This window comes from Rahnella sp. BIGb0603, from assembly GCF_024808755.1.
GTDB lineage: Bacteria > Pseudomonadota > Gammaproteobacteria > Enterobacterales > Enterobacteriaceae > Rahnella > Rahnella contaminans.
This window is the reverse complement of the sequence record NZ_JANUEX010000003.1, coordinates 153,858-174,452: the sequence shown is the minus strand read 5'-3', so window position 1 is coordinate 174,452 and position 20,595 is coordinate 153,858. Positions and strand designations below refer to the sequence as shown.

General features: G+C 52.8%; 19 protein-coding genes. 2 read left to right on the top strand and 17 right to left on the bottom strand.

Annotation, left to right across the window (positions count from 1 at the left end; genetic code table 11):
• Positions 1-17 precede the first annotated feature (17 nt).
• The 14 genes from der to trmJ all read right to left on the bottom strand — a co-directional run bounded on the left by der (position 18) and on the right by trmJ (position 15,186).
• Positions 18-1,502, bottom strand: a complete 1,485-nt coding sequence (gene der / locus M2403_RS09145; RefSeq protein ID WP_259228972.1) for a ribosome biogenesis GTPase Der — start codon at positions 1,500-1,502, stop codon at positions 18-20.
• Positions 1,503-1,712: 210 nt separating this feature from the next.
• Positions 1,713-2,894, bottom strand: a complete 1,182-nt coding sequence (bamB, locus tag M2403_RS09140; protein ID WP_152324570.1) for an outer membrane protein assembly factor BamB — start codon at positions 2,892-2,894, stop codon at positions 1,713-1,715.
• Positions 2,895-2,905: 11 nt separating this feature from the next.
• Positions 2,906-3,526, bottom strand: a complete 621-nt coding sequence (locus M2403_RS09135) for a YfgM family protein (RefSeq protein WP_217153535.1) — start codon at positions 3,524-3,526, stop codon at positions 2,906-2,908.
• Between the two features lie 13 nt (positions 3,527-3,539).
• Entirely contained in the window at positions 3,540-4,814 is a 1,275-nt protein-coding gene (gene hisS / locus M2403_RS09130; RefSeq protein ID WP_165058496.1) for a histidine--tRNA ligase, read from the bottom strand.
• A gap of 131 nt (positions 4,815-4,945) precedes the next feature.
• Complete coding sequence (ispG, locus tag M2403_RS09125) at positions 4,946-6,067, bottom strand: flavodoxin-dependent (E)-4-hydroxy-3-methylbut-2-enyl-diphosphate synthase (RefSeq protein WP_104921069.1); 1,122 nt, start codon at positions 6,065-6,067, stop codon at positions 4,946-4,948.
• A gap of 42 nt (positions 6,068-6,109) precedes the next feature.
• Entirely contained in the window at positions 6,110-7,096 is a 987-nt protein-coding gene (gene rodZ / locus M2403_RS09120) for a cytoskeleton protein RodZ (RefSeq protein ID WP_152324574.1), read from the bottom strand.
• On the bottom strand, positions 7,086-7,847 hold the full coding sequence (gene pilW, locus M2403_RS09115) for a type IV pilus biogenesis/stability protein PilW (RefSeq protein WP_259228971.1): 762 nt from the start codon (positions 7,845-7,847) through the stop codon (positions 7,086-7,088). The genes rodZ and pilW overlap by 11 nt, the downstream gene beginning before the upstream one ends.
• A gap of 92 nt (positions 7,848-7,939) precedes the next feature.
• Entirely contained in the window at positions 7,940-9,142 is a 1,203-nt protein-coding gene (locus M2403_RS09110; protein ID WP_208950497.1) for a bifunctional tRNA (adenosine(37)-C2)-methyltransferase TrmG/ribosomal RNA large subunit methyltransferase RlmN, read from the bottom strand.
• A 227-nt stretch (positions 9,143-9,369) separates the two neighbouring features.
• Entirely contained in the window at positions 9,370-9,795 is a 426-nt protein-coding gene (ndk, locus tag M2403_RS09105; protein WP_013574367.1) for a nucleoside-diphosphate kinase, read from the bottom strand.
• A 222-nt stretch (positions 9,796-10,017) separates the two neighbouring features.
• Positions 10,018-10,881 carry an enhanced serine sensitivity protein SseB gene (gene sseB / locus M2403_RS09100; protein ID WP_152324577.1) on the bottom strand — a complete coding sequence of 288 codons (864 nt, stop codon included), beginning with the start codon at positions 10,879-10,881 and terminating at the stop codon, positions 10,018-10,020.
• A gap of 82 nt (positions 10,882-10,963) precedes the next feature.
• On the bottom strand, positions 10,964-12,274 hold the full coding sequence (gene pepB, locus M2403_RS09095; RefSeq protein ID WP_259228970.1) for an aminopeptidase PepB: 1,311 nt from the start codon (positions 12,272-12,274) through the stop codon (positions 10,964-10,966).
• An 81-nt stretch (positions 12,275-12,355) separates the two neighbouring features.
• Positions 12,356-13,525, bottom strand: coding sequence for an IscS subfamily cysteine desulfurase (locus M2403_RS09090; protein WP_165058501.1), 1,170 nt, complete (start codon positions 13,523-13,525; stop codon positions 12,356-12,358).
• Between the two features lie 210 nt (positions 13,526-13,735).
• Positions 13,736-14,230 (bottom strand): Fe-S cluster assembly transcriptional regulator IscR, encoded by a 495-nt coding sequence (gene iscR, locus M2403_RS09085; RefSeq protein WP_101076364.1) that lies wholly within the window; start codon positions 14,228-14,230, stop codon positions 13,736-13,738.
• Between the two features lie 218 nt (positions 14,231-14,448).
• Complete coding sequence (trmJ, locus tag M2403_RS09080) at positions 14,449-15,186, bottom strand: tRNA (cytosine(32)/uridine(32)-2'-O)-methyltransferase TrmJ (protein WP_259228969.1); 738 nt, start codon at positions 15,184-15,186, stop codon at positions 14,449-14,451.
• A gap of 126 nt (positions 15,187-15,312) precedes the next feature.
• Here trmJ and suhB point away from each other — a divergent pair, with 126 nt between their 5' ends.
• Complete coding sequence (suhB, locus tag M2403_RS09075; RefSeq protein ID WP_104921062.1) at positions 15,313-16,116, top strand: inositol-1-monophosphatase; 804 nt, start codon at positions 15,313-15,315, stop codon at positions 16,114-16,116.
• A gap of 88 nt (positions 16,117-16,204) precedes the next feature.
• Here suhB and M2403_RS09070 read toward each other — a convergent pair whose 3' ends face one another.
• On the bottom strand, positions 16,205-17,224 hold the full coding sequence (locus tag M2403_RS09070) for a nickel/cobalt transporter (RefSeq protein WP_217153533.1): 1,020 nt from the start codon (positions 17,222-17,224) through the stop codon (positions 16,205-16,207).
• Positions 17,215-17,793 (bottom strand): DUF1007 family protein, encoded by a 579-nt coding sequence (locus tag M2403_RS09065; RefSeq protein ID WP_235937357.1) that lies wholly within the window; start codon positions 17,791-17,793, stop codon positions 17,215-17,217. Before M2403_RS09065 ends, M2403_RS09070 begins: the two co-directional genes overlap by 10 nt.
• Before the next feature lie 286 nt (positions 17,794-18,079).
• Between M2403_RS09065 and csiE the strand changes: the two genes are divergently transcribed.
• Complete coding sequence (csiE, locus tag M2403_RS09060; RefSeq protein WP_152324582.1) at positions 18,080-19,360, top strand: stationary phase inducible protein CsiE; 1,281 nt, start codon at positions 18,080-18,082, stop codon at positions 19,358-19,360.
• Here csiE and M2403_RS09055 read toward each other — a convergent pair.
• Positions 19,357-20,517, bottom strand: a complete 1,161-nt coding sequence (locus M2403_RS09055) for a 3-phenylpropionate MFS transporter (protein ID WP_152324583.1) — start codon at positions 20,515-20,517, stop codon at positions 19,357-19,359. The two genes, csiE and M2403_RS09055, sit on opposite strands and share 4 nt — an antisense overlap.
• Positions 20,518-20,595: the final 78 nt, after the last annotated feature.

Sequence of the window (20,595 nt, the reverse complement as noted above, 5' to 3'; positions counted from 1 at the left end):
ATGCACCCCGTAAATCATTATTTGCTTTTTTTCAGGTGAGACATCAGACGCTTACGCTTACGCATCTGGTTAGGCGTCAGGGTATTACGCTTGCCTTCAAACGGGTTCTCACCCTCTTTGAACTGAATACGTATTGGCGTACCCATCACTTTCAGTGAGCGACGGAAGTAGTTCATCAGGTAGCGTTTGTAGGAATCAGCCAGATCTTTCACCTGGTTACCGTGAATTACCACGATTGGCGGGTTATACCCCCCCGCGTGCGCATATTTCAGCTTAACGCGACGGCCATTGACCAGCGGTGGCTGGTGATCGTCTGCCGCCATTTGCATGATACGTGTCAGTAAGGAAGTGCTCACACGCGTAGTCGCGCAGGTGTACGCTTCAATCACGGATTCGAACAGGTTACCCACGCCGCTGCCGTGCAGGGCTGAGATGAAGTGGATACGCGCGAAGTCAACGAAACCGAGGCGCAGATCTAACTGGTCTTTCACCTGAGCACGCGCTTCTTCGCTCATTCCATCCCACTTGTTCACCACAATCAGCAGTGAACGCCCGCTGTTGAGGATGAAGCCCAGCAGTGACAAATCCTGATCTGAGATACCGTCACGGGCATCAATAACCAGCATCACGACGTTCGCGTCTTCAATCGCCTTCAGTGTTTTGATAACGGAGAATTTCTCAACCGTTTCAGTAACTTTACCGCGTTTGCGCACACCGGCGGTGTCGATAAGAACGTATTCGCGTTCGTCGCGCACCATCGGAATATAAATACTGTCGCGCGTGGTGCCCGGCATGTCGTAAACCACGACGCGCTCTTCACCCAGAATGCGGTTAGTCAGTGTGGACTTACCTACGTTCGGACGCCCGACGATAGCCAGTTTGATAGGCAATGTTGTCGGGTCGAAATTATCTTCTTCGTCTTCCGGGATTTCATCACCGGTTGCTTCCTGTTCAGCCCAGTAAGCGGCGTTGGCTTCTTCTTCACTCAGCTCAACTTCTAGAGGTTTTTCACCAACAAACGGCACCAGAACGTGTTCAATCAGTTGTGCTACACCACGGCCGTGGGAAGCGGCAATCGCGTATACTTCGCCCAGACCGAGGGAATAGAAATCGCCGGTGGCGCTATCAGGGTCTAAACCGTCAGTTTTGTTGGCGACCAGGAACGTCGCTTTTTCACGGCTGCGCAGATGCTGGGCAATGCCCTGATCGGCAGGCATCAGGCCCGCGCGCGCATCCACCATGAACAAGACGATGTCGGCTTCTTCGATTGCCAGCAGTGACTGCCCGGCCATACGGGTTTCAACGCCATCTTCGGTACCGTCGATACCGCCGGTATCAACGATGATGAATTCATTACCCTCAATTTCTGCACGACCATACTTGCGGTCACGCGTAAGCCCCGGGAAATCCGCAACCAGCGCATCACGCGTCTTGGTTAAACGGTTAAATAAAGTGGATTTACCCACATTCGGGCGCCCAACAAGCGCAACGACAGGTATCATTTTGAAGCCTCAGTTTTTATATATAGAGCTAAACGCAAATAGACGGCACGCCTGTAAATTCAGACAAACCGCTATAATTCAATTTCTTAAGCTGTAATTCTCAATGAGTCATTACGCTGTTTTCAGAATACGAAACGGCCCCTGAGCAATTCAGGAGCCGTTTTAAAGGCCGGGATCAAGCGATCTCAAAGCCAGACGCGGGTCGCGATATCAGCGTGTAAAGGAGTAAACTTCGCCGCCTTTCGCCTGCACAACCAGCTTGTCGCTTGCCACAATCGGCGCACTCAGGAAGCCATCGCTGTCAACTTTCTGCTGAGCAACAAAACGGCCATCCGTGGTGTTGATCCAGTGCAGATAACCTTCGGAATCACCGACCACAAGGTAACCATTATACAGCACAGGTGCCGTCAGGTTACGGTGCAGCAATTCACTTTGACGCCACAGGCTCACGCCGCCCTGGGTGTCGAGGGCCATAACGCGGTCATCCTGATCGACCAGATAAATACGGCCAGCATCAACGATGATGTCATTCACGGAACCCACATCACGTTTCCACGCAATCTGACCAGAACGCAGATCCATCGCCACCAGATTGCCGTTATAAGCCAGCGTATACACAACGCCATCAACGATAACCGGCGTAGTATCCACATCGCTAAGACGATCGATTTCAGTCGTTCCGGTAGTCTGAGAAATACGTTGCTGCCAGATCAACTGGCCTTCTTTCATCAGCACGGCGCTTACGCGACCGTTATCACCGCCGACGATAGCCGCACCAAACGCAACCGCAGGCGCAGATTCACCACGCAGAGAGAGCGTTGGCATATCAAGGTTAGCGGTCCACTGGATTGTACCATCGGACTCACTCAGACCCTGCAACATACCGTTGCCAGTGTGAACCAGAACCAGACCATCGCTGACTACCGGGCGGGATAACGCTTCACCCGCCACTTTAGTCTGCCATGCCACGGTACCATCTGCCGTGTTCAATGCGTAAACCACAGCTTTTTCGCTGCCGACGTAAACATGATCACCGGAAACTGTCAGGCCACCGGAAAGCTGAGCCGAGATATTGCTGGAGAAGAAACCGGTTTTTTCAGACAGGTTAACACTCCATTTTTCCTTCCCGCTGTCCGCATCCAGCGCTTTCACCACACCAAAGCGGTCGGCGGCATAGATGGTGCTGTCCTGCCAGGCAGGATGCAGGTTGGAATAGTATTCGCCTACGCCATTGCCGACAGACTTGCTCCAGACTTTCGTCGGAGTGAACTGGTTTTCAACTTTTGGCAGCGGAGACATTTTCACAACGTCTTCTTCGCTGTTAAACAATGAACAGCCACTCAGCAGGGCAACAGAAACCCATCCTACCAAGAGTGTTTTACGCAATTGCATCGGGGTTCCCCTTAGCTGGCTAAGTTGTTCAATTTCATACGCAGCATGGTTTGCAGCGTTTGAGAGGGTTTAGAATCAATTCCTTTGCTGTAGGCTTCGCGAGCGCCTTTTGCATCGCCTTTTGCCAGCAGAACATCACCGCGGATGCCTTGCTGCATTGCCACCCAGCCTTGACCCTTCACGCCGTCTAACGTTTTGAGTGCATCATCAAATTTGCCTTGCTGCATCTGGACACGAGCCAGACGTAAATTCACCAGCGAATGTAAATTATCTTCTTTTGCAAAGCCTTGTGCCTGCGCCAGCTGCTTTTCAGCATTCGCGAAATCTTTCGCTTCCACGAAATGATCGGCCAGTTGCAGGGCAGCAAACACCCCGTAATTGTTGTCATTGCTCTGCGCAAATTTTTCGAGGTCAGCAACACCCTGAGCGCTATTCGCGGTCAGCGACTGATTAGCTTTCTGGAAAGAGGCAGAGGCTTCCGTCAAGGCTGAGTCCTGATGGCTCTGCCAGAAACGCCAGCCACTCAGGGCTGCAATCCCCAGAACCACGCCGATGGCCAGCGCTTTACCGTTCTCGGCAAAGAAGCGACGTACAGCATCAACCTGTTCATTCTCAGTGGTATAGACTTCCACAGTGTCCTTCTCCTTAACCCAACATCGAAGCCAGACGCGCGGCGAGTTCGCTTTGCGCCAGCGTTTCTTGCGTTCCACTTTGCAGATCTTTTACAACAACCTGCAGGTTTGCGACTTCATCTTCACCCAGCACCAGGGCAATGCGAGCACCCCATTTGTCAGCACGGGCAAATTGCTTTTTGAAGTTACCGCCACCGTAGTTAGTCATCACTTTCAGTTCAGGCAGTGCATCACGCAGCGTTTCAGCCAGTTGCATCGCCGCACTTTGCGTACCCGCACCAGAAGAAATCACATAAGCATCTACCGTCGCAGGTGCTTTGAAATCTGGATTTACAGCCTGAACCAGTAAGACCAGGCGCTCCAGTCCCATAGCAAAACCGACGGCAGGTGTTGCACGACCACCCAATTGTTCTACCAGCCCGTCATAACGGCCACCAGCACACACGGTGCCCTGCGCCCCCAGGCTGCTGGTTACCCACTCGAACACGGTGCGGTTGTAATAATCCAGACCGCGCACAAGTCGCTGATTAACCGTATATGGGATACCAGACTGCTCTAAAAGTTCACACAGACCTGCAAAGTGTTCTCTTGATTCATCATCAAGATAATCACCGAGCTTCGGCGCATCATTTAATAACGCCTGAATATCCGGATTTTTAGAGTCCAGAACGCGCAGCGGATTGCTGTACATGCGGCGTTTACAGTCTTCATCCAGCTTGTCTTTATGCTGCTCAAGGAAAGCCACCAGCGCATCACGATAATTGGCGCGGGCTTCCAGAGAGCCGATAGAGTTCAGCTCAAGCGTAACGTGTTCAGCGATACCCAGCGCACGCCACCAGCGGGCACTCAGGAGGATCAGTTCGGCATCAACATCCGGGCCTTGCAGGCCAAAGACTTCCACACCGAGCTGATTAAACTGACGATAGCGGCCTTTTTGCGGGCGCTCGTAGCGGAACATCGGGCCGATGTACCACAGACGTTGTTCCTGATTGTACAGCAGACCATGTTCGATGCCGGCACGGACGCAGCCAGCCGTACCTTCAGGACGCAGCGTCAGGCTTTCACCGTTGCGGTCTTCAAAGGTATACATTTCTTTTTCCACGACATCGGTCACTTCACCGATAGCGCGCTTAAACAATGGGGTCTGCTCTACAATCGGCATACGGATCTCACTGTAGCCGTAACCGCCGAGCACTTGTTTCAACGTACCTTCGATACGCTGCCATAATGCCGTGTCTTCAGGCAGATAGTCGTTCATGCCGCGAATGGCCTGGATATTCTTTGCCACGTCAGTTCTCTATCGTTTTATAAAAAATGAACCCGATTATAGGGGTTTTGTGCCCTACGGTTCAACGCGCAGACACTATCCCCTACCGGGTTCAATATAATGCAGGCGTCCGCAGACGCCCGCAACCGATGTTACTTTTCAAGATGATTGATAACGATACGTTTACTCTCATCCATAATCGCCGCTTTGGCGCGAATTTTTGCTTCTAACTGGTCGATCATATCTGTGTTGTCAAAACGCTCTCTCTGACGAACACCATCTTCGTAGAAACCGCTTTTATTATGACCGCCCGTAACACCAATCGTGGAGACCAGCGCTTCTCCCGGGCCATTCACCACGCAACCGATGATCGAAACATCCATTGGCGTAATGAGATCTTCCAGACGCTGTTCCAGCGCATTCACCGTACCGATGACATCAAATTCCTGACGTGAACAGGTCGGGCAGGCAATGAAGTTGATCCCACGGGAACGGATACGCAATGATTTCAGGATATCAAAACCGACTTTCACTTCTTCGACAGGATCGGCCGCCAATGAGATACGCAGCGTGTCGCCGATACCTTCTGACAGCAGTAAACCCAGCCCGATAGCCGACTTGACGGAACCGGCGCGTAGACCGCCCGCCTCCGTAATCCCAAGGTGCAATGGCTGAACAATTTGTTTGGCCAGCAGGCGATAAGACTCAACGGCCAGAAAAACGTCGGACGCTTTCACGCTGACTTTAAACTGATCAAAGTTGAGGCGATCGAGAATATCGACGTGACGCATCGCAGATTCCAACAGCGCTTGCGGCGTAGGTTCGCCGTACTTTTCCTGGATATCTTTTTCCAGAGAGCCGCCGTTCACACCGATACGGATAGGAATATTTTTGTCGCGGGCGCAATCCACTACGGAGCGGATGCGGGATTCGTTACCGATATTGCCCGGGTTAATACGCAGGCAATCCACGCCGTATTCTGCTACTTGCAGCGCGATGCGGTAATCAAAATGGATATCAGCGACCAGCGGGACATTAACCTGCTGCTTGATAAGTTTGAACGCCTCAGCGGCATCCATTGTAGGCACAGAAACGCGGACAATGTCGACACCAACGCGTTCCAGTGATTTGATTTGTGCGACTGTCGCCGCTACGTCTGTGGTGCGGGTGTTGGTCATCGATTGCACTGCAATCGGCGCGCCGTCACCTACAGGCACCTTGCCGACATAAATCCGGGTTGATTTGCGACGGGTAATGGGTGCTTGGTTATGCATTACTTCACTCTCCATCGTTACAAGCGTCTGACAAACTGCCGATTACTCGGCAGCTAAGGTCAGGCGTGCAACACGGCTTGATTTTACAAAACGACTTAAATCAACCGGTTTGCCCTGGAATTGGATATCCACCGCACCCGGAGCACCGATTTTCAGCTTATACGGCGCAGTGCCCTTAACGCTGAGTGACTCGCCGCCTTTTTTAATGCCGCTGAACAGGGTTTTACCTGATGCGTCATCGATTTGTAACCAGCAGTCAGCCTTAAAAGTCAAAGCAACCGCTTGTGGATCTGCACCTGCTGCTGCCGCAGTTTGTGCGTCACCCGTAGGCAGACCATTCTCAGCCGTTGTTGCTGGCTGGCTGGTAGAAACCGCTGCCGGTTCCTGTGAACCCGTTACAGCCGGTGTAGTGCCTGCGGTGGTAGCAGGAGCCGGTGTGGTATTCAGCGGAATACTGTTTTGTGGCTGCGGCTCGGTCGCCTGCGCAGAAGACGTATCTTCTGTGGTCGGCGCAGAGTTCGCGTTATCACCCAGAGGAACCGCTTGACCCTGACCATTATCCTGATTCAGTTGCGCAGAAGACTGGTCAGCCATGGTGGCGATTTCTTGCTGCTGCGCCTGATGATTTTGCCACCACCACGCACCGGTCAGACCGATCACCACAAACACTACAAGCCAGGTAAAGCCCATCAGCCAGCCATCGCGTTTTTTGCGAGACTTACCCAGGGAAAAACCCTGCATTGAAGCAACTTTCGGCACTTTAATGGGAGCTTGTTTACCAATCAGACCTAACAGTTCCTCTTCAGGAACGTGCACCAGCTTGGCGTAAGAGCGCAGATAACCACGCAGGAAAGTCGGCGCAAGATCGGCCGGCGTCGTTTCTTCTTCGATTTGGCGAATAGTTGAGACTTTCAGACACAGGCGTTCTGCAACGGCCTGATGACTGAGACCTAACTGTTCACGAGCCTGACGCAGACGTTCGCCTGTGGTCAGTTTTGCATTATTTTCTTGGGAGGCTTCAGTATTCATTAGCTAAGAACTGCTGGTACTGTTTAGATTGTGGATAACTACGCGCAAGCTGCTTACCGTAGCGTTGAACGCTATCCGGATTGCCCGCTAACGCAGCGAATCGAATTTGTAACATGATACTTTCAGCAGTGGCTGGCAGAACATGTTGATATACATCCAGTAATAGTTTCGCCTGAGCGCGGTTCCCTTCCCCAAATTCTTTGGTTGCCTCAGTCAGCAAGGGTGCGCCTTTATCGGGATCAACTTTTAATACCCGGCTTAGTAACACTCGCGCTTCCTCATTCTGATTGGCCTTCAGAAAACAGTAGCCTGCATTTTCCAGGCTGTCAGCTACCTGACCGTAATCAGGTGCATTAGCTGCGGCGCTAAACTGCTGTTGTGCGGGTACATACTGCCCTAAACTACACAAAAACGCACCGTAATTATTCATCACAGTGCCATTTTGCGGTGCCAGCTTCAGCGCTTGCTGGTAGCGGCTTTGCGCAGCATTCTGATCGCCGTTTTTTTGCTCGTAAAGCGCCATTCCGAGCTGAGTGCGATAATCATCCGGCGCGCCATCCACGGCTTTCTGTAAATTTTGCTTCGCCGCGTCCATATTGCCCTGAGAAAGATATTCCATCCCCAGCTCCAGACGCGTTTGCGCTGCGCCCGTGGCCTGTTGCGTTTCTTTCGGCGTACCGGAACAACCCGCCAGCAGCGCAACAGAAATTCCCGCTACAATCAGCAACTTCACACTGCCATTCATTGTCATGCTTAATTCCCTTTATCTTGCCATCGACAACAAAACGGGGGGCTTACCCGCACTGCACAGTGCCCCCTCGTACACCTTACGGCTTATGGCGACTACACGGCTTTTACGGAAATCTGCTGCTCGCCTGCCATTTTTTTCTTCAACGTACGTTTAGTACGGTCGATTACGTCACCCGCCAGCTGCCCACATGCGGCATCAATGTCGTCGCCACGGGTTTTACGTACTATCACCGTGAAACCGTAATCCATCAGCACTTTCGAGAAACGGTCAATACGGCTGTTGGAGCTGCGGCCATACGGTGCGCCCGGGAAGGGGTTCCATGGGATCAGGTTAATCTTGCAAGGCGTATTTTTCAGGCGTTCTGCCAGCTCATGCGCATGTTCAGTGCCATCGTTGATATGGTCGAGCATGACGTATTCGATGGTCACGCGGCCCTGATTGGCGTTGGATTTACCGATATAACGCTCAACAGCGGCAAGGAAAGTATCGATATTGTATTTGCGGTTAATCGGGACGATTTCGTCGCGGATGGCGTCATTTGGCGCGTGCAGAGAAATGGCCAGAGCCACGTCAATCATATCGCCGAGTTTATCCAGCGCAGGCACAACACCTGAGGTGGAGAGCGTAACGCGACGTTTTGACAGACCAAACCCGAAATCGTCGAGCATGATTTCCATTGCCGGAACCACGTTGTTCAGGTTCAGCAAAGGTTCGCCCATGCCCATCATCACCACGTTGGTGATAGGTCGTGTACCGGCCACTTTTGCGGCACCGATAATTTTTGCCGCACGCCATACCTGGCCGATAATCTCGGACACGCGCAGGTTACGGTTAAAGCCCTGCTGGGCGGTTGAGCAGAAAGTACATTCCAGCGCACAACCTACCTGAGAAGAAACGCAAAGCGTCGCACGGTCGCCGTCCGGGATATACACGGTTTCGACCAACTGTCCGCCTACCTGAATAGCCCATTTAATGGTGCCATCGGTTGAGCGTTGTTCGGACGCCACTTCAGGCGCACGAATTTCTGCAACGCGGGCCAGTTTTTCACGCAGTGGCTTATTGATATCGGTCATTTGCTCGAAATCATCGCTGCAATAATGGTACATCCACTTCATGACCTGATCAGCACGGAACGGTTTCTCGCCCATGTTGAGGAAGAACTCGCGCATTTGTTTGCGGTTGAGATCAAGAAGGTTAATTTTTGCGGCAGCAGGGGGCACAACAGTGTTCACGGCTTCTGCGGATAAGGGAGTGTTCTCAGACAAGATATGCTCGGGCGTGTTTGATTCTAACATGATGAAAAATGGCCTCGTTGTTACACGTTATGGCGTATTGGAAGTGCAGAGCCGGCACTTTTTCGGAAACTGGCGGCCTGCAAATAAATTGCGCCCCGACGAGGCTGGCTCATTCGGGGCGCAACATTGTACAAATTTTAGGGCACAGTTGCCATATTTGGAAAGTGACTGTTACAAAATTCTTGCGAATTTGCGGCACATCTTCCAGCAAAGCTTGCCCAAAGATCTTAACGCGGGCAGATTTCGCTTTCGGTGAAGAAGTAAGCGATTTCGCGTTGTGCAGATTCTACAGCGTCAGAACCGTGAACCGCATTAGCTGTGAAGCTGTCAGCGAAGTCTGCACGCAGGGTACCTGCCAGTGCGTTGTCCGGGTTAGTTGCGCCCATGATGTCACGGTTACGCTGAACAGCGTTTTCGCCTTCCAGAACCTGAACCATGATCGGGCCAGAGGTCATGAACTCAACCAGACCGTCGAAGAAAGGACGGCCTTTATGTTCTGCGTAGAAGCCTTCAGCTTGTTCTTTAGTCAGTTTCAGCATTTTAGACGCGATGATGGTGAAACCCGCGCGTTCGAAACGTGCGTAGATAGCCCCGATGTCGTTGTTCGCTACGGAGTTTGGCTTGATGATGGAGAAAGTACGTTCGATAGTCATGAAAAAACCTCTGTCTGACTTTTATAGGTAGGGCCGGTTAATTTAATGTTATACCTGCCGTAAAATGGCGGTGATTATAGGGAGCGAAGTTAAGATTGCCTACCCGAATCACAACATTTAATTAAAAAAATGTGTGATTGATTCACTATCGCACCCAAACCGCGCATTTCCCTTAAACAAAACGGGGGCAAAACGATGCTCTGCCCTGCTTTATCCGCAAATTTATGCCTGGCCCGACGACGGAATAATGTTCCGTAACCAGCTTCCCCACTTGCGCTGATAAAAAGGCTGAGTGTGACTGATCAGATAATGGCTGATACCGCGTTCCTTTTCAGAAACTATGCAGAAATCCACCGGGCGATCGTCGGGAGAGGTTTCACTCGCCACATTGCCCGCCTCACGGATCAGCGCATCGATTTCCTGCTCGTCACCATCCGCTTCCAAACCAATCAGCAGGTTCGGCTGGTCGTCCACCGCTTTATCGTGGATCAGCGCCATAAATGCCCGGCGCACCGGTTTTTTCTGGGTAAACAGCGTCGTTAGCGCATCAATCATTGCTGAAGGATATTCTTCCGGCTGACCAATCAGTAACTGACTCTCTTTGTCCAGCACCAGCTCTGACGGCGCATGCAATCCGCCGTTGCTCAGCAGCAGCGTGACTTCGTTTGGCGTGAATTCCTTTCCGTATTCGGATTTAGGATTCAGAAATAGCTCATCGCCCTGCGTCATTTCAAATAACACACGGGCAGGCAACGCAACAAACGCCTGCTCGTCGGGGCTTTCGCCCGCGCTGGCTTTTTCAAGCACATCAACTGACGAGAAGAAAGGAATGATCGAACTGCCGTCCTGCTTCTCCCAATGCAAAATATTCAGTTCACTGCCAGCGGTGATCGCCACACTGCCCTGCTTTTCAGCCTCATCCTGCCCTGCATCGCCCAGCACAAAAACGGTAGATTCCAGCAAGGTTTGGTAAAACGCCGGACGCCAGGCCGGTGCGGTCACCGACAGACGAAGCAGCCGCTCCAGCTCGTTTTCACCGTCAGTCGCCGCTGCGCCAGCAGGAAGATGATCGTGTGGGACACTCATGATTCTTAACTCCGCTAATAGTATAAAACGGGGCGCCGTTAAGCGCCCCGTTGTGCATCATGCATTCATTACTTTCTGAAACTTACTTCGCTTTGGCTAACAATAAGTTAGCAACGGTACGCACGCCCAGACCGGTTGCACCGGCAGACCACTGATCCGCCGCGCTTTTACGGTAAGTGGCGGAACAGTCGATGTGCAGCCAGCCTTTCTTATATTCAGTCACGAAATGAGACAGGAAGGCTGCCGCCGTGCTCGCGCCCGCAGTGTGCGCAGGGCCGGCAATGTTGTTCAGCTCGGCAAAGTTAGACGGCAGATGTGAACGGTGGAACTCTTCCAGCGGCAGACGCCAGAACGGTTCGTGTTCAGCTTTCGCGCTTTCCAGCAGTTCGCCTGCCAGTGCATCGTCAAAGCTGAACAGCGCATGGTAATCGTTACCCAGCGCCGTTTTAGCCGCGCCGGTCAGCGTTGCCGCATCAATAATCAGTTCCGGGTTTTGCGCAGACGCGTCGATCAGGCCATCGGCCAGCACCAGACGGCCTTCGGCATCAGTGTTCATGACTTCAACAGTTTTGCCATTACGGTAACGGATAATATCGCCAAGTTTCAGTGCGTTACCGCTGACCATATTATCCGCACAGCAAAGATACAGTTTTACACGTTTGTTCAGGCCATTTGCCGCCGCCAGCGCCAGTGCGCCAGTCAGGGTGGCGGCACCGCCCATATCGGCTTTCATGGAATCCATGGAAGCGCTCGGTTTCAGGCTGTAACCACCGGTGTCGAAGGTAATCCCTTTGCCGACCAGACAGGCATACACCGGGGCATCCGCGTCACCGCTCGGGTTGTAATCCAGTGCCAGCAGGACCGGCGGACGGTCAGAGCCACGGCCCACAGTGTGGATACCCATATAGCTTTGCTGGCGCAGATCCTCGCCTTTGGTGATGCGGTAGCTGACTTTCTCGTTGCCAAACTCACACATTAAATCTACGGCGCGGGTGGCCAGTTGTTCAGGAGATAAATCTTCCGCCGGGGTATTAATCGTGTTACGCACCCAGTCGATGATTTTGAGGCGTTGTTTCAGCGTGTTCGCGTCATCTTCAGACAATTCGGCCCATTCAACATTGCGGGTGCCTTTCGGACCACGAAAGCCCTGCCAGAATGCCCAGCTGTTTTCCAGATCCCAGCCCTCACCCGCCAGTTTGACGTTTTTCACGCCCTGACCGTCGATGCGGCGTGCAGCACGTGAGATAGCCGTCAGCGCGTCACCGTCTTTCAGATGAATGGTCATACCGGCGGAATCCGTGCTCAGGATTGCCTTTTCGCCCCAGCGCGCATCAGCGGGCTCAGACGAAAGGAAAACGGACATCGCTTCATTGGTCGTTACTTCGGAACTCATAACAGGACTCCTGATTGTTTTTATCTTCAATGAATATTCTTTATCAATGACAGGCAAATCACCCTTTCAGCGGGTGGCACTTCATTTCGTATAAACAGGGGGCAATTCACGCAGGCGGCGGACTGATTTCACCACCAGCGCAACCGCATAATCAATTTCTTCTTCCGTCGTCCAGCGCCCGAGAGAAAAACGGATTGAGCCGTGTGCCAGCTCTTCGCTTAGTCCCAGCGCGCGCAGCACGTAAGAGGGTTCAAGGCTGGCGGACGTACAGGCTGAGCCAGACGACACCGCCAGATCCTTAAGCGCCATAATCAGGGATTCACCTTCAACATCGGCAAAACTGACGTTGAGAATATTTGGCGCAGCATGTTCCGGTGCGCCATTGAGAAACACCTGATCAAGCTGCTGAATACCTTTCCACAGGCGATCGCGCAGTGCGGTCAGACGCACCACTTCAGCGGCCATTTCTTCTTTTGCGATACGATACGCTTCGCCCATTCCGACAATCTGATGTACCGGCAATGTACCTGAACGCATACCGCGCTCATGACCGCCGCCGTGGATTTGTGCTTCGATGCGGACTTTCGGTTTGCGACGCACATACAACGCGCCGATGCCTTTCGGGCCATAAATCTTGTGCGCGGAAAACGACATCAAATCGACCGGCAACTCGCTGAGATCTATATTAATTTTCCCCACACTCTGGGTCGCATCCACGTGGAACAACACGCCACGGCTGCGGCACAGTTCGCCAATGGTCGCGATATCCTGCACCACGCCGATTTCGTTATTCACCTGCATGATAGATACCAGGATCGTATCCGGACGCATCGCGGCTTCGATCGCCACCGGCGCGATAAAACCGTCAGCCTGGGGTGCCAGATACGTAACGTCAAAACCTTCAGTTTCCAGCTGATAGCAGGTATCAAGCACCGCTTTATGCTCAGTCTGGCTGGTAATAATGTGTTTGCCTTTTTCGCGTTGCGCGTGCGCGGCACCTTTGATCGCCAGATTATCGGATTCTGTCGCACCAGAAGTGAATACGATTTCACGCGGATCGGCATTGATCAGCTCGGCAATCTGGTTGCGCGCCACATCCACCGCCTCTTCTGCCTGCCAGCCAAAACGGTGAGAACGGGAAGCCGGATTACCGAAAGTACCGTCCAGTGTCAGACACTGCATCATTTTCTCAGCGACGCGCGGATCAACCGGCGTAGTGGCAGAGTAATCGAGATAAATAGGTAATTTCATGGCAGGCAAGCTCCGGACTGCGCGTTCTGTTGCGAACGAAAGAATTAAAAAAACGACACCCAGTTTAAAACGGCTTCACGAATTCTTAAAAGGGAAATGACGTTTTGCGGGCACTAAACGGTAAGTATTGGCGTCTGAAAATGCAAAAGCCCGCGGAAATGTGAATTCCCACGGGCTTTTATAACTATCGATCAAATGTAAATGAAGAGATTACGCTCTGAGATTTACGTTGATCGTCTCCATCTGACGGCCATTTGGCTGACGACGGATTTCACCGTTCTGACGGTCGGCCACTTCCAGGATTTCCTGGTTGTTGACCAGCTCTGCCAGTGTGATGTTGTTGAGGAAACCGCTGATGCGCTCGCTCAGATCACGCCACAATGTGTGTGTCAGGCAACGTTCGCCGTTCTGGCATCCTTCTTTACCCTGACAACGGGTCGCATCGACAGATTCGTCAACGGCAGTAATCACCGCGCCAACGGCGATATCACCGGAATCTTTACCCAGCAGATAACCACCGCCCGGACCACGAACACTGGCAACCAAACCATTTTTACGTAAACGCGAGAACAACTGCTCCAGATAAGAAAGAGAAATACCCTGACGCTCAGAAATATCAGCCAGGGGTACTGGTCCTTCCTGTGAATGCAGTGCAACGTCGAGCATAGCGGTCACGGCATAACGGCCTTTGGATGTCAGTCTCATAGCATGGTTACCTGTTTTAAATGTCTTTTAAAAACGCACGAATGCGGTTGATGCAAATGAGTCTGACATTCCCGAGTAAATCAGTCAACTATTTAACCGAGTAATTTACTCAAGTATTACACTGAGGAAAAACAGGCGTTTTTGCCTCCAAAAGTAATGGCACCGCAACACAATGATTCACATAACAAAAAGTCGCCTTAATAACCCCAAAAACAGGCTTATTCTTTGTTGTTATGAGTCTTTTCAATCGACGTCAGAATGCCGCGCAGGATGTTTAACTCCTGAGATTCAGGTCGCGCACGGGTGAATAAACGGCGTAATTTGCTCATCACCTGCCCTGGATGAGCCTGGCGAATGAAGCCGGTTTCCAGAAGTGTCTGTTCCAGATGCTGATAAAAACGCTCCAGATCGTCGACCAGCGGATACGGCGACTCTTCGTATTCCACCTGTGGTTTTGCGGCTTCGAGTAAAGCCAGATGAGCCACGCGCACTTCATACGCAATAATCTGCACGGCCATCGCCAGATTCAGCGAGCTGTATTCAGGATTCGCCGGAATACAGACGTGGTAGTTACATTTTTGCAGCTCTTCATTAGTCAGCCCGACGCGTTCGCGCCCGAAGACCAGCGCAACCGGCGCGGTTTGTGCCGCTTTGGCACTGTGCTCACCGCATTCACGCGGCTCAAGCATCGGCCACGGCAGTGTGCGGGAACGCGCACTGGTACCGATAACCAGACTACAACCGGAAAGAGCTTCGTCCAGGGAATCAACGATGGTGGCGTTGCCGATCACATCGCTGGCACCGGCAGACAAAGAGATAGCCTGAGAGTCAGGTTTTACCAGCGGATTAACCAGGTAAAGACTTGATAAACCCATGGTTTTCATGGCGCGGGCAGTAGAGCCCATATTGCCAGTGTGGGACGTTTCTACTAATACAATGCGGATATTGGGCAGCATAGGAACTCTTACCAGACGGAAAATCACAACAGCCTAACACAACGGTAGTTAATTTTCAGAACCCCTGCTATACTGCGCGCCGTTTCCCGTATTCCCGTTCTTTAACATCCTAGTTGGAAGATATCCATGCATCCGATGCTCACCATCGCCGTGCGCGCTGCGCGCAAGGCCGGTAACCTGATTGCCAAACATTACGAAACGCCAGACTCTGTAGAATCTACCCAAAAAGGTACCAACGATTTTGTTACCAATGTAGACCGCGATGCAGAGCACATGATTATCGATGTCATTCGCAAATCCTATCCAAAACACACCATCATCAGTGAAGAGTGTGGCGAACTGGAAGGCGAAGACAAAGACGTACAATGGATTATCGACCCGCTGGATGGCACCACCAACTTCGTTAAACGCTTCCCACATTTCGCTGTTTCTATCGCCGTGCGCATCAAAGGCCGCACTGAAGTCGCGGTAGTTTACGATCCAATGCGTAACGAACTGTTCACCGCGACCCGCGGTCAGGGCGCACAGCTGAACGGTTACCGTCTGCGCGGCACTAACGCGAAAGATCTCGACGGCACCATTCTGGCGACCGGTTTCCCGTTCAAGGCCAAACAACACGCAAAAAGCTACATGAACGTGGTGGGCAAACTGTTCACCGAATGTGCTGATTTCCGTCGCACCGGTTCTGCTGCGTTGGATCTGGCTTACGTAGCTGCTGGCCGCGTCGACGGCTTCTTCGAAATCGCCCTGAAACCATGGGATTTCGCCGGTGGCGAGCTGCTGGTTCGTGAATCAGGCGGCGTTGTGACTGACTTCGTTGGCGGCCATAACCATTTCTCTTCCGGTAACATCGTTGCCGGTAACCCACGCGTCGTTAAAGGTATTCTGATGACCATGCGTGATGAACTGAGCGAAGCGCTGAAGCGTTAATTTCGCCGGTTTCGGATCGTAAGATCCAAAAAAAACGGACGTCCATCGGGCGTCCGTTTTTTTATGCCTGCGATTTCTGCGGCGAAAGTTATCCCCTGAAGGGACCGCCGGTGATCGGCGAAACGTCTCCGCCGCCGGTGCTGAAGAGTAAAATCCCTGCCACCAGCAACACAATCCCGCCGGTGAGCGCCAGCAGCGACCAGGTGATCCGCTGCCAGGCCGCAGGGGTGCGCGTTGCGCTCAGCTTCACCGCCAGCGAACGGCTGTAAAATACCAGTACGCCGACGAGCGACACGGTCAGCGACGTGCCGATAGCCATCGTGATGGCAGAAATCACGCCCCAGCTGTAAACGCCGATCACTTTGGAGAACAGCAGAACCATGATCGCGCCGGAGCACGGACGCAGCCCCATCGCCAGCACAATCGCGATTTGCGTACGTAAATCGCCGCCCGCCTGAAGCTGCTGATCGCTCGGGACATGCTGATGCCCGCAGCCACAGTGCTCGTCATGAACGTGCGGCTGAGTGTCCAGCAGAGAAAGGCTGTGGATACGCATGGCCGGTGCTGGCTGCAAACTTTTTATCGTCTGCCAGACCCTTTTAAGCGCCCGCCAGCACAGCAATAATCCGAGAAGAATCACCAGAATGAAACTGCCCCGCTCCATCCAGAAGCTGCTCTGATGCAGCTGACGCGAAGAAAGCTGTAAAACACCAAGCACCACACTGACCAGCAAAATCGCCACCAGTCCCTGAACGATCGCCGAGGCAAACGTCAGTTTCAGGCTGTTTTTCAGGCGTGACGGATGCGTCGCCAGATAGGTCGTGATAACGATTTTTCCGTGCCCCGGCCCGATGGCGTGGATCACGCCATAAATCAGACTGAAACCTGCGAGCGTCATGCCTGCCTGTAACGGATTTTCTTTCACCTGCCGCAAAAGCCCGGCCAGTTCCTGATGCAGTTCGCGCTGCCAGATAATGCTGCTGAGCAGAATTCGCGGCCAGTAATGAAACAGAGCAAACGCCCCGCCCGTCAGCAGGATCAGAAATACCGCCAGCGGCCATAAATCCCGCCAGGAAAAGGTTTTCGATGGCGCTGAAATTAATGACATTCGAGTGTGACCTTCTGGGCAAATTGCTGACCAAGATCCATATCTTCCGGCGGCGCATCAGCCTTATCCAGAGACAGCGCATAGTTTTGCAGCGAGGCATTGGGTTTTGGCGTAAACAACGCCAGCGTGCAGCGTTTTTCCAGCTCAGGCGGCAGATGCAGCGCGGTGTTGTCTTTATACGTCATATCCACAAAATACGAAGGATCAAAGGTGGAGAATTCCATCGGTTTGCCTTGCAGCACTTGCGGTTTTGCCAGCGGCAACACAAATTCCAGCACCGCCTGATCGCCTTTACGCGACAGCTGATACTCGCTCGGTAAATCGAGGTATTTCACTGGTTTTCCTTCACGATAAAAATCCGTGAAGTAGTGCTGGCTGAGCACCCTTGCCATCACTTCAGCCGCCAGTTTCTTCCAGATATCGGAACCGGGTTTGGCGTTCTGCGCATCGTAAAGCAAATCTGCCGAGGTGATTTCGTCCATCGTCCATACCATTTTCAACCCGGTCAGCGAGGTTTCATTGGCCACCAGAGTCGTCTGCATATCAATAAAGCTGTGCGGGTGCGCCATGACACTGGCAGGCAGGCAAAAAAGCGCTAATCCCAGCCATTTTGCATGACGTTTTGCATTACGAAAAAGGGGCCGGTTCCTGTTCGGATTCAAAGTCACATCCCTATAAAGTGCCATGATATTGTTACTTAGTAACACTATTTTGCTGTGCAATTAAGCAGTCGTCAAAAATATCTGTGATCTGAGTTGTAAGCCGGAGTAAAACCCAATCCCGCGGCCTTATTGCGGGCATCCGCTTTGCTATGCTTGACTAATAATTTCAGGCGATACCTTTTTGGCAGGTGATATGAATCCAGAAAAACAGCCCTCCCCTGCGCTTTCCGCTACGCAACGCCGCTGCCACGTGTTGCTGATGCTGTACGCGCCGCTGACGGCGGTTCAGCTGGAGATCATCAGTGAAATTAACGGCGTCGGATTGGCCACAACCTGGGAAGATCTGGCGGAAGTGACCTGTGAAATTCAGCGCATCCATCACCTGGATGTGTTGCAGTACAGTGAAAAACAGTGCCGTATTCAGGGTGACAGTCTCGCCCAGCGTCTGTGTTTATTTCAGGGCTTACGCCGCACCTTACGTATTTCACCGGATTTCGTCTCCCGCCACTTTATTCCCTGGCTGCACATCGCGTTTGAGGGCCAGACCTGCCCGAAGGCCGCGCTGCGCACCGACATTCTGGGCATGATCCTGGAAGATTGCGGCGCGCTGTTGCCCAAACCGCTCAGCGGGCACGATCGCCAGCTGATGCAGATTTGCCTCCAGTATTGTTTATGGCAAAACGACCGCCCCACCGGCTTAAATTTCACGGAACAACAGCGCCGCTGGCTGCGGGAAAAACCGGAATACGCAGCAGCGCGTGAAATTTATGTTCAGCTGCAAAGCCTCAGTAACGGATTGCTGGATGACTGCGAGTGCGAATTTTTTACCCTGATGCTGCGCATGTTAAAAAACCACAGTTACCAGAGTTCCGGTTCGACGGAAGATCAGCGTCTGCTGCTGGAAATTGAAAATATGGTGGCGCGCTTTCAGGAAATCGCCGGCATGAAATTCAGCAGCTACGAAGGGCTGGTCGGCCAGCTTTTCGCGCATCTCGGCCCGGCCATTGAGCGCTGCCATTTCGGTATTGGTATCGATAATCTGATGCAGGAAGAAGTGAACAGGATGTATCCGCGTCTGGTACGCACCACGCGCGAAGCGCTGAAAGGGTTTGAACACGAATACCTGATCAGTCTTTCAGAAGATGAAATCGGGCTGGTGGCGATTACGTTTGGCGCCTGGCTGATGCAGGGAAATGCCTTGCAGGAAAAACAGATTTTGCTGCTGACGCATAACAATCCGCAGCTGGAAGAAGCAGTCGAGCAGCAATTGCGCGAAGCCACGCTGCTGCCGCTCAATATCAAGTATCAGACGCTGGCAGATTTTTATCAGTTCGGCGCGCCGGGCGGCGTGGCGATGATTGTCACACCTTACGCCATCCGCAGCACCGACGCCGATCCTTTAGTCATCCACACTCAACTGCCGCTGGCGAAAGAGCAGCGAAAACGTATCCGCTCGCTGCTCGAAGCGCCCTAGCTGGCTGACGCCTCCGGTGCGGACGGCGTGACCTGCGGACGCAGGAAAATCGCCGGTACCGCCAGCAGCGCCATCACCCAGAATAATCCGGCGTGAAGATGCTCGAACAGGAAGCCGGAAACCATCGTCATCACCGCCACGCCGCCGCCCATCGCCAGCGCGGAATACACCGATTGCAGACGGATCACCTGATCACGCGGACGCGCCGCGATAAACCGCATTCCCGCCAGATGGCAGACAGTGAAGGTACCGCAATGCAAAATCTGAATCATAATCAGCCACGGCAGCCCGGTGAACGCGCCCATCATTCCCCAGCGCACCACGCCGCAGATGGCGGAAAGTAACAACAGATCCCGCGCCGACCAGCGGCTGAAAAGCTGTTTGCTGAAGGTAAAGACCAGCACTTCCGCCACTACGCCCAGCGACCACAAATAGCCGATGGTGGTAGAGGAATAGCCGACATCCTGCCAGTAAATCGCACTGAAACCATAGTAAGCGGCATGTGCGCCCTGCAATAACGTCACGCATAACAGGAACCGCCAGACCGGTTTTTCGCCGAGCAATGCTTTCCATGAAATGGCCGGTGCGCCGCTGGTTCGTGGTTCACCGACCGGTTTCACACTCGGGCGCAGCAACATCCCCAGTAGCATGGCCGCCACGCCAGCCGTCAGCGTATATAAAATCGCGTTGTGGCCGTAAACCTCGACCAGTTTGCCGGTGACCGCCGAGCCAATCACAAACGCAATCGAGCCCCAGACGCGTACTTTGCCGTAATCCATATTGATCTGGCGTTGCAGCGTGCCCGCCAGCGCATCGGTCAGCGGCACCAGCGGCCCGAAGAACAGGCTGAAACCGGCGATGTTGATCATCAGCCATGCCCAGCCGTTGCCGAACCAAAAGCCGACCGCAAACGCCAGCGTGAGCAACGCCAGGATCCGCAAACCGGTGATGAGATGCGAAGGGTCTTTGATGGAAGGCGAAATGATTAACGTGCCGAGAAAACGGGCGACTAAACCAGCGCCAAGCAACAGGCCGATGCTTTCGGAGGAAATGCCCTCGCCCTTTAGCCACAAACCCCAGAAGGGAAGGAAAATACCGTAACTGAAAAAATAGGTGAAATAACTGAGTGCAAGCCAGCGCGTGGAACGCAATTCCATAAATCCTCCGGTGTGAGGCCAATACTTTGACAAAGCTCACAATCGCTAGCAATCCGCAGACGCTTTCTTACTCCAGTA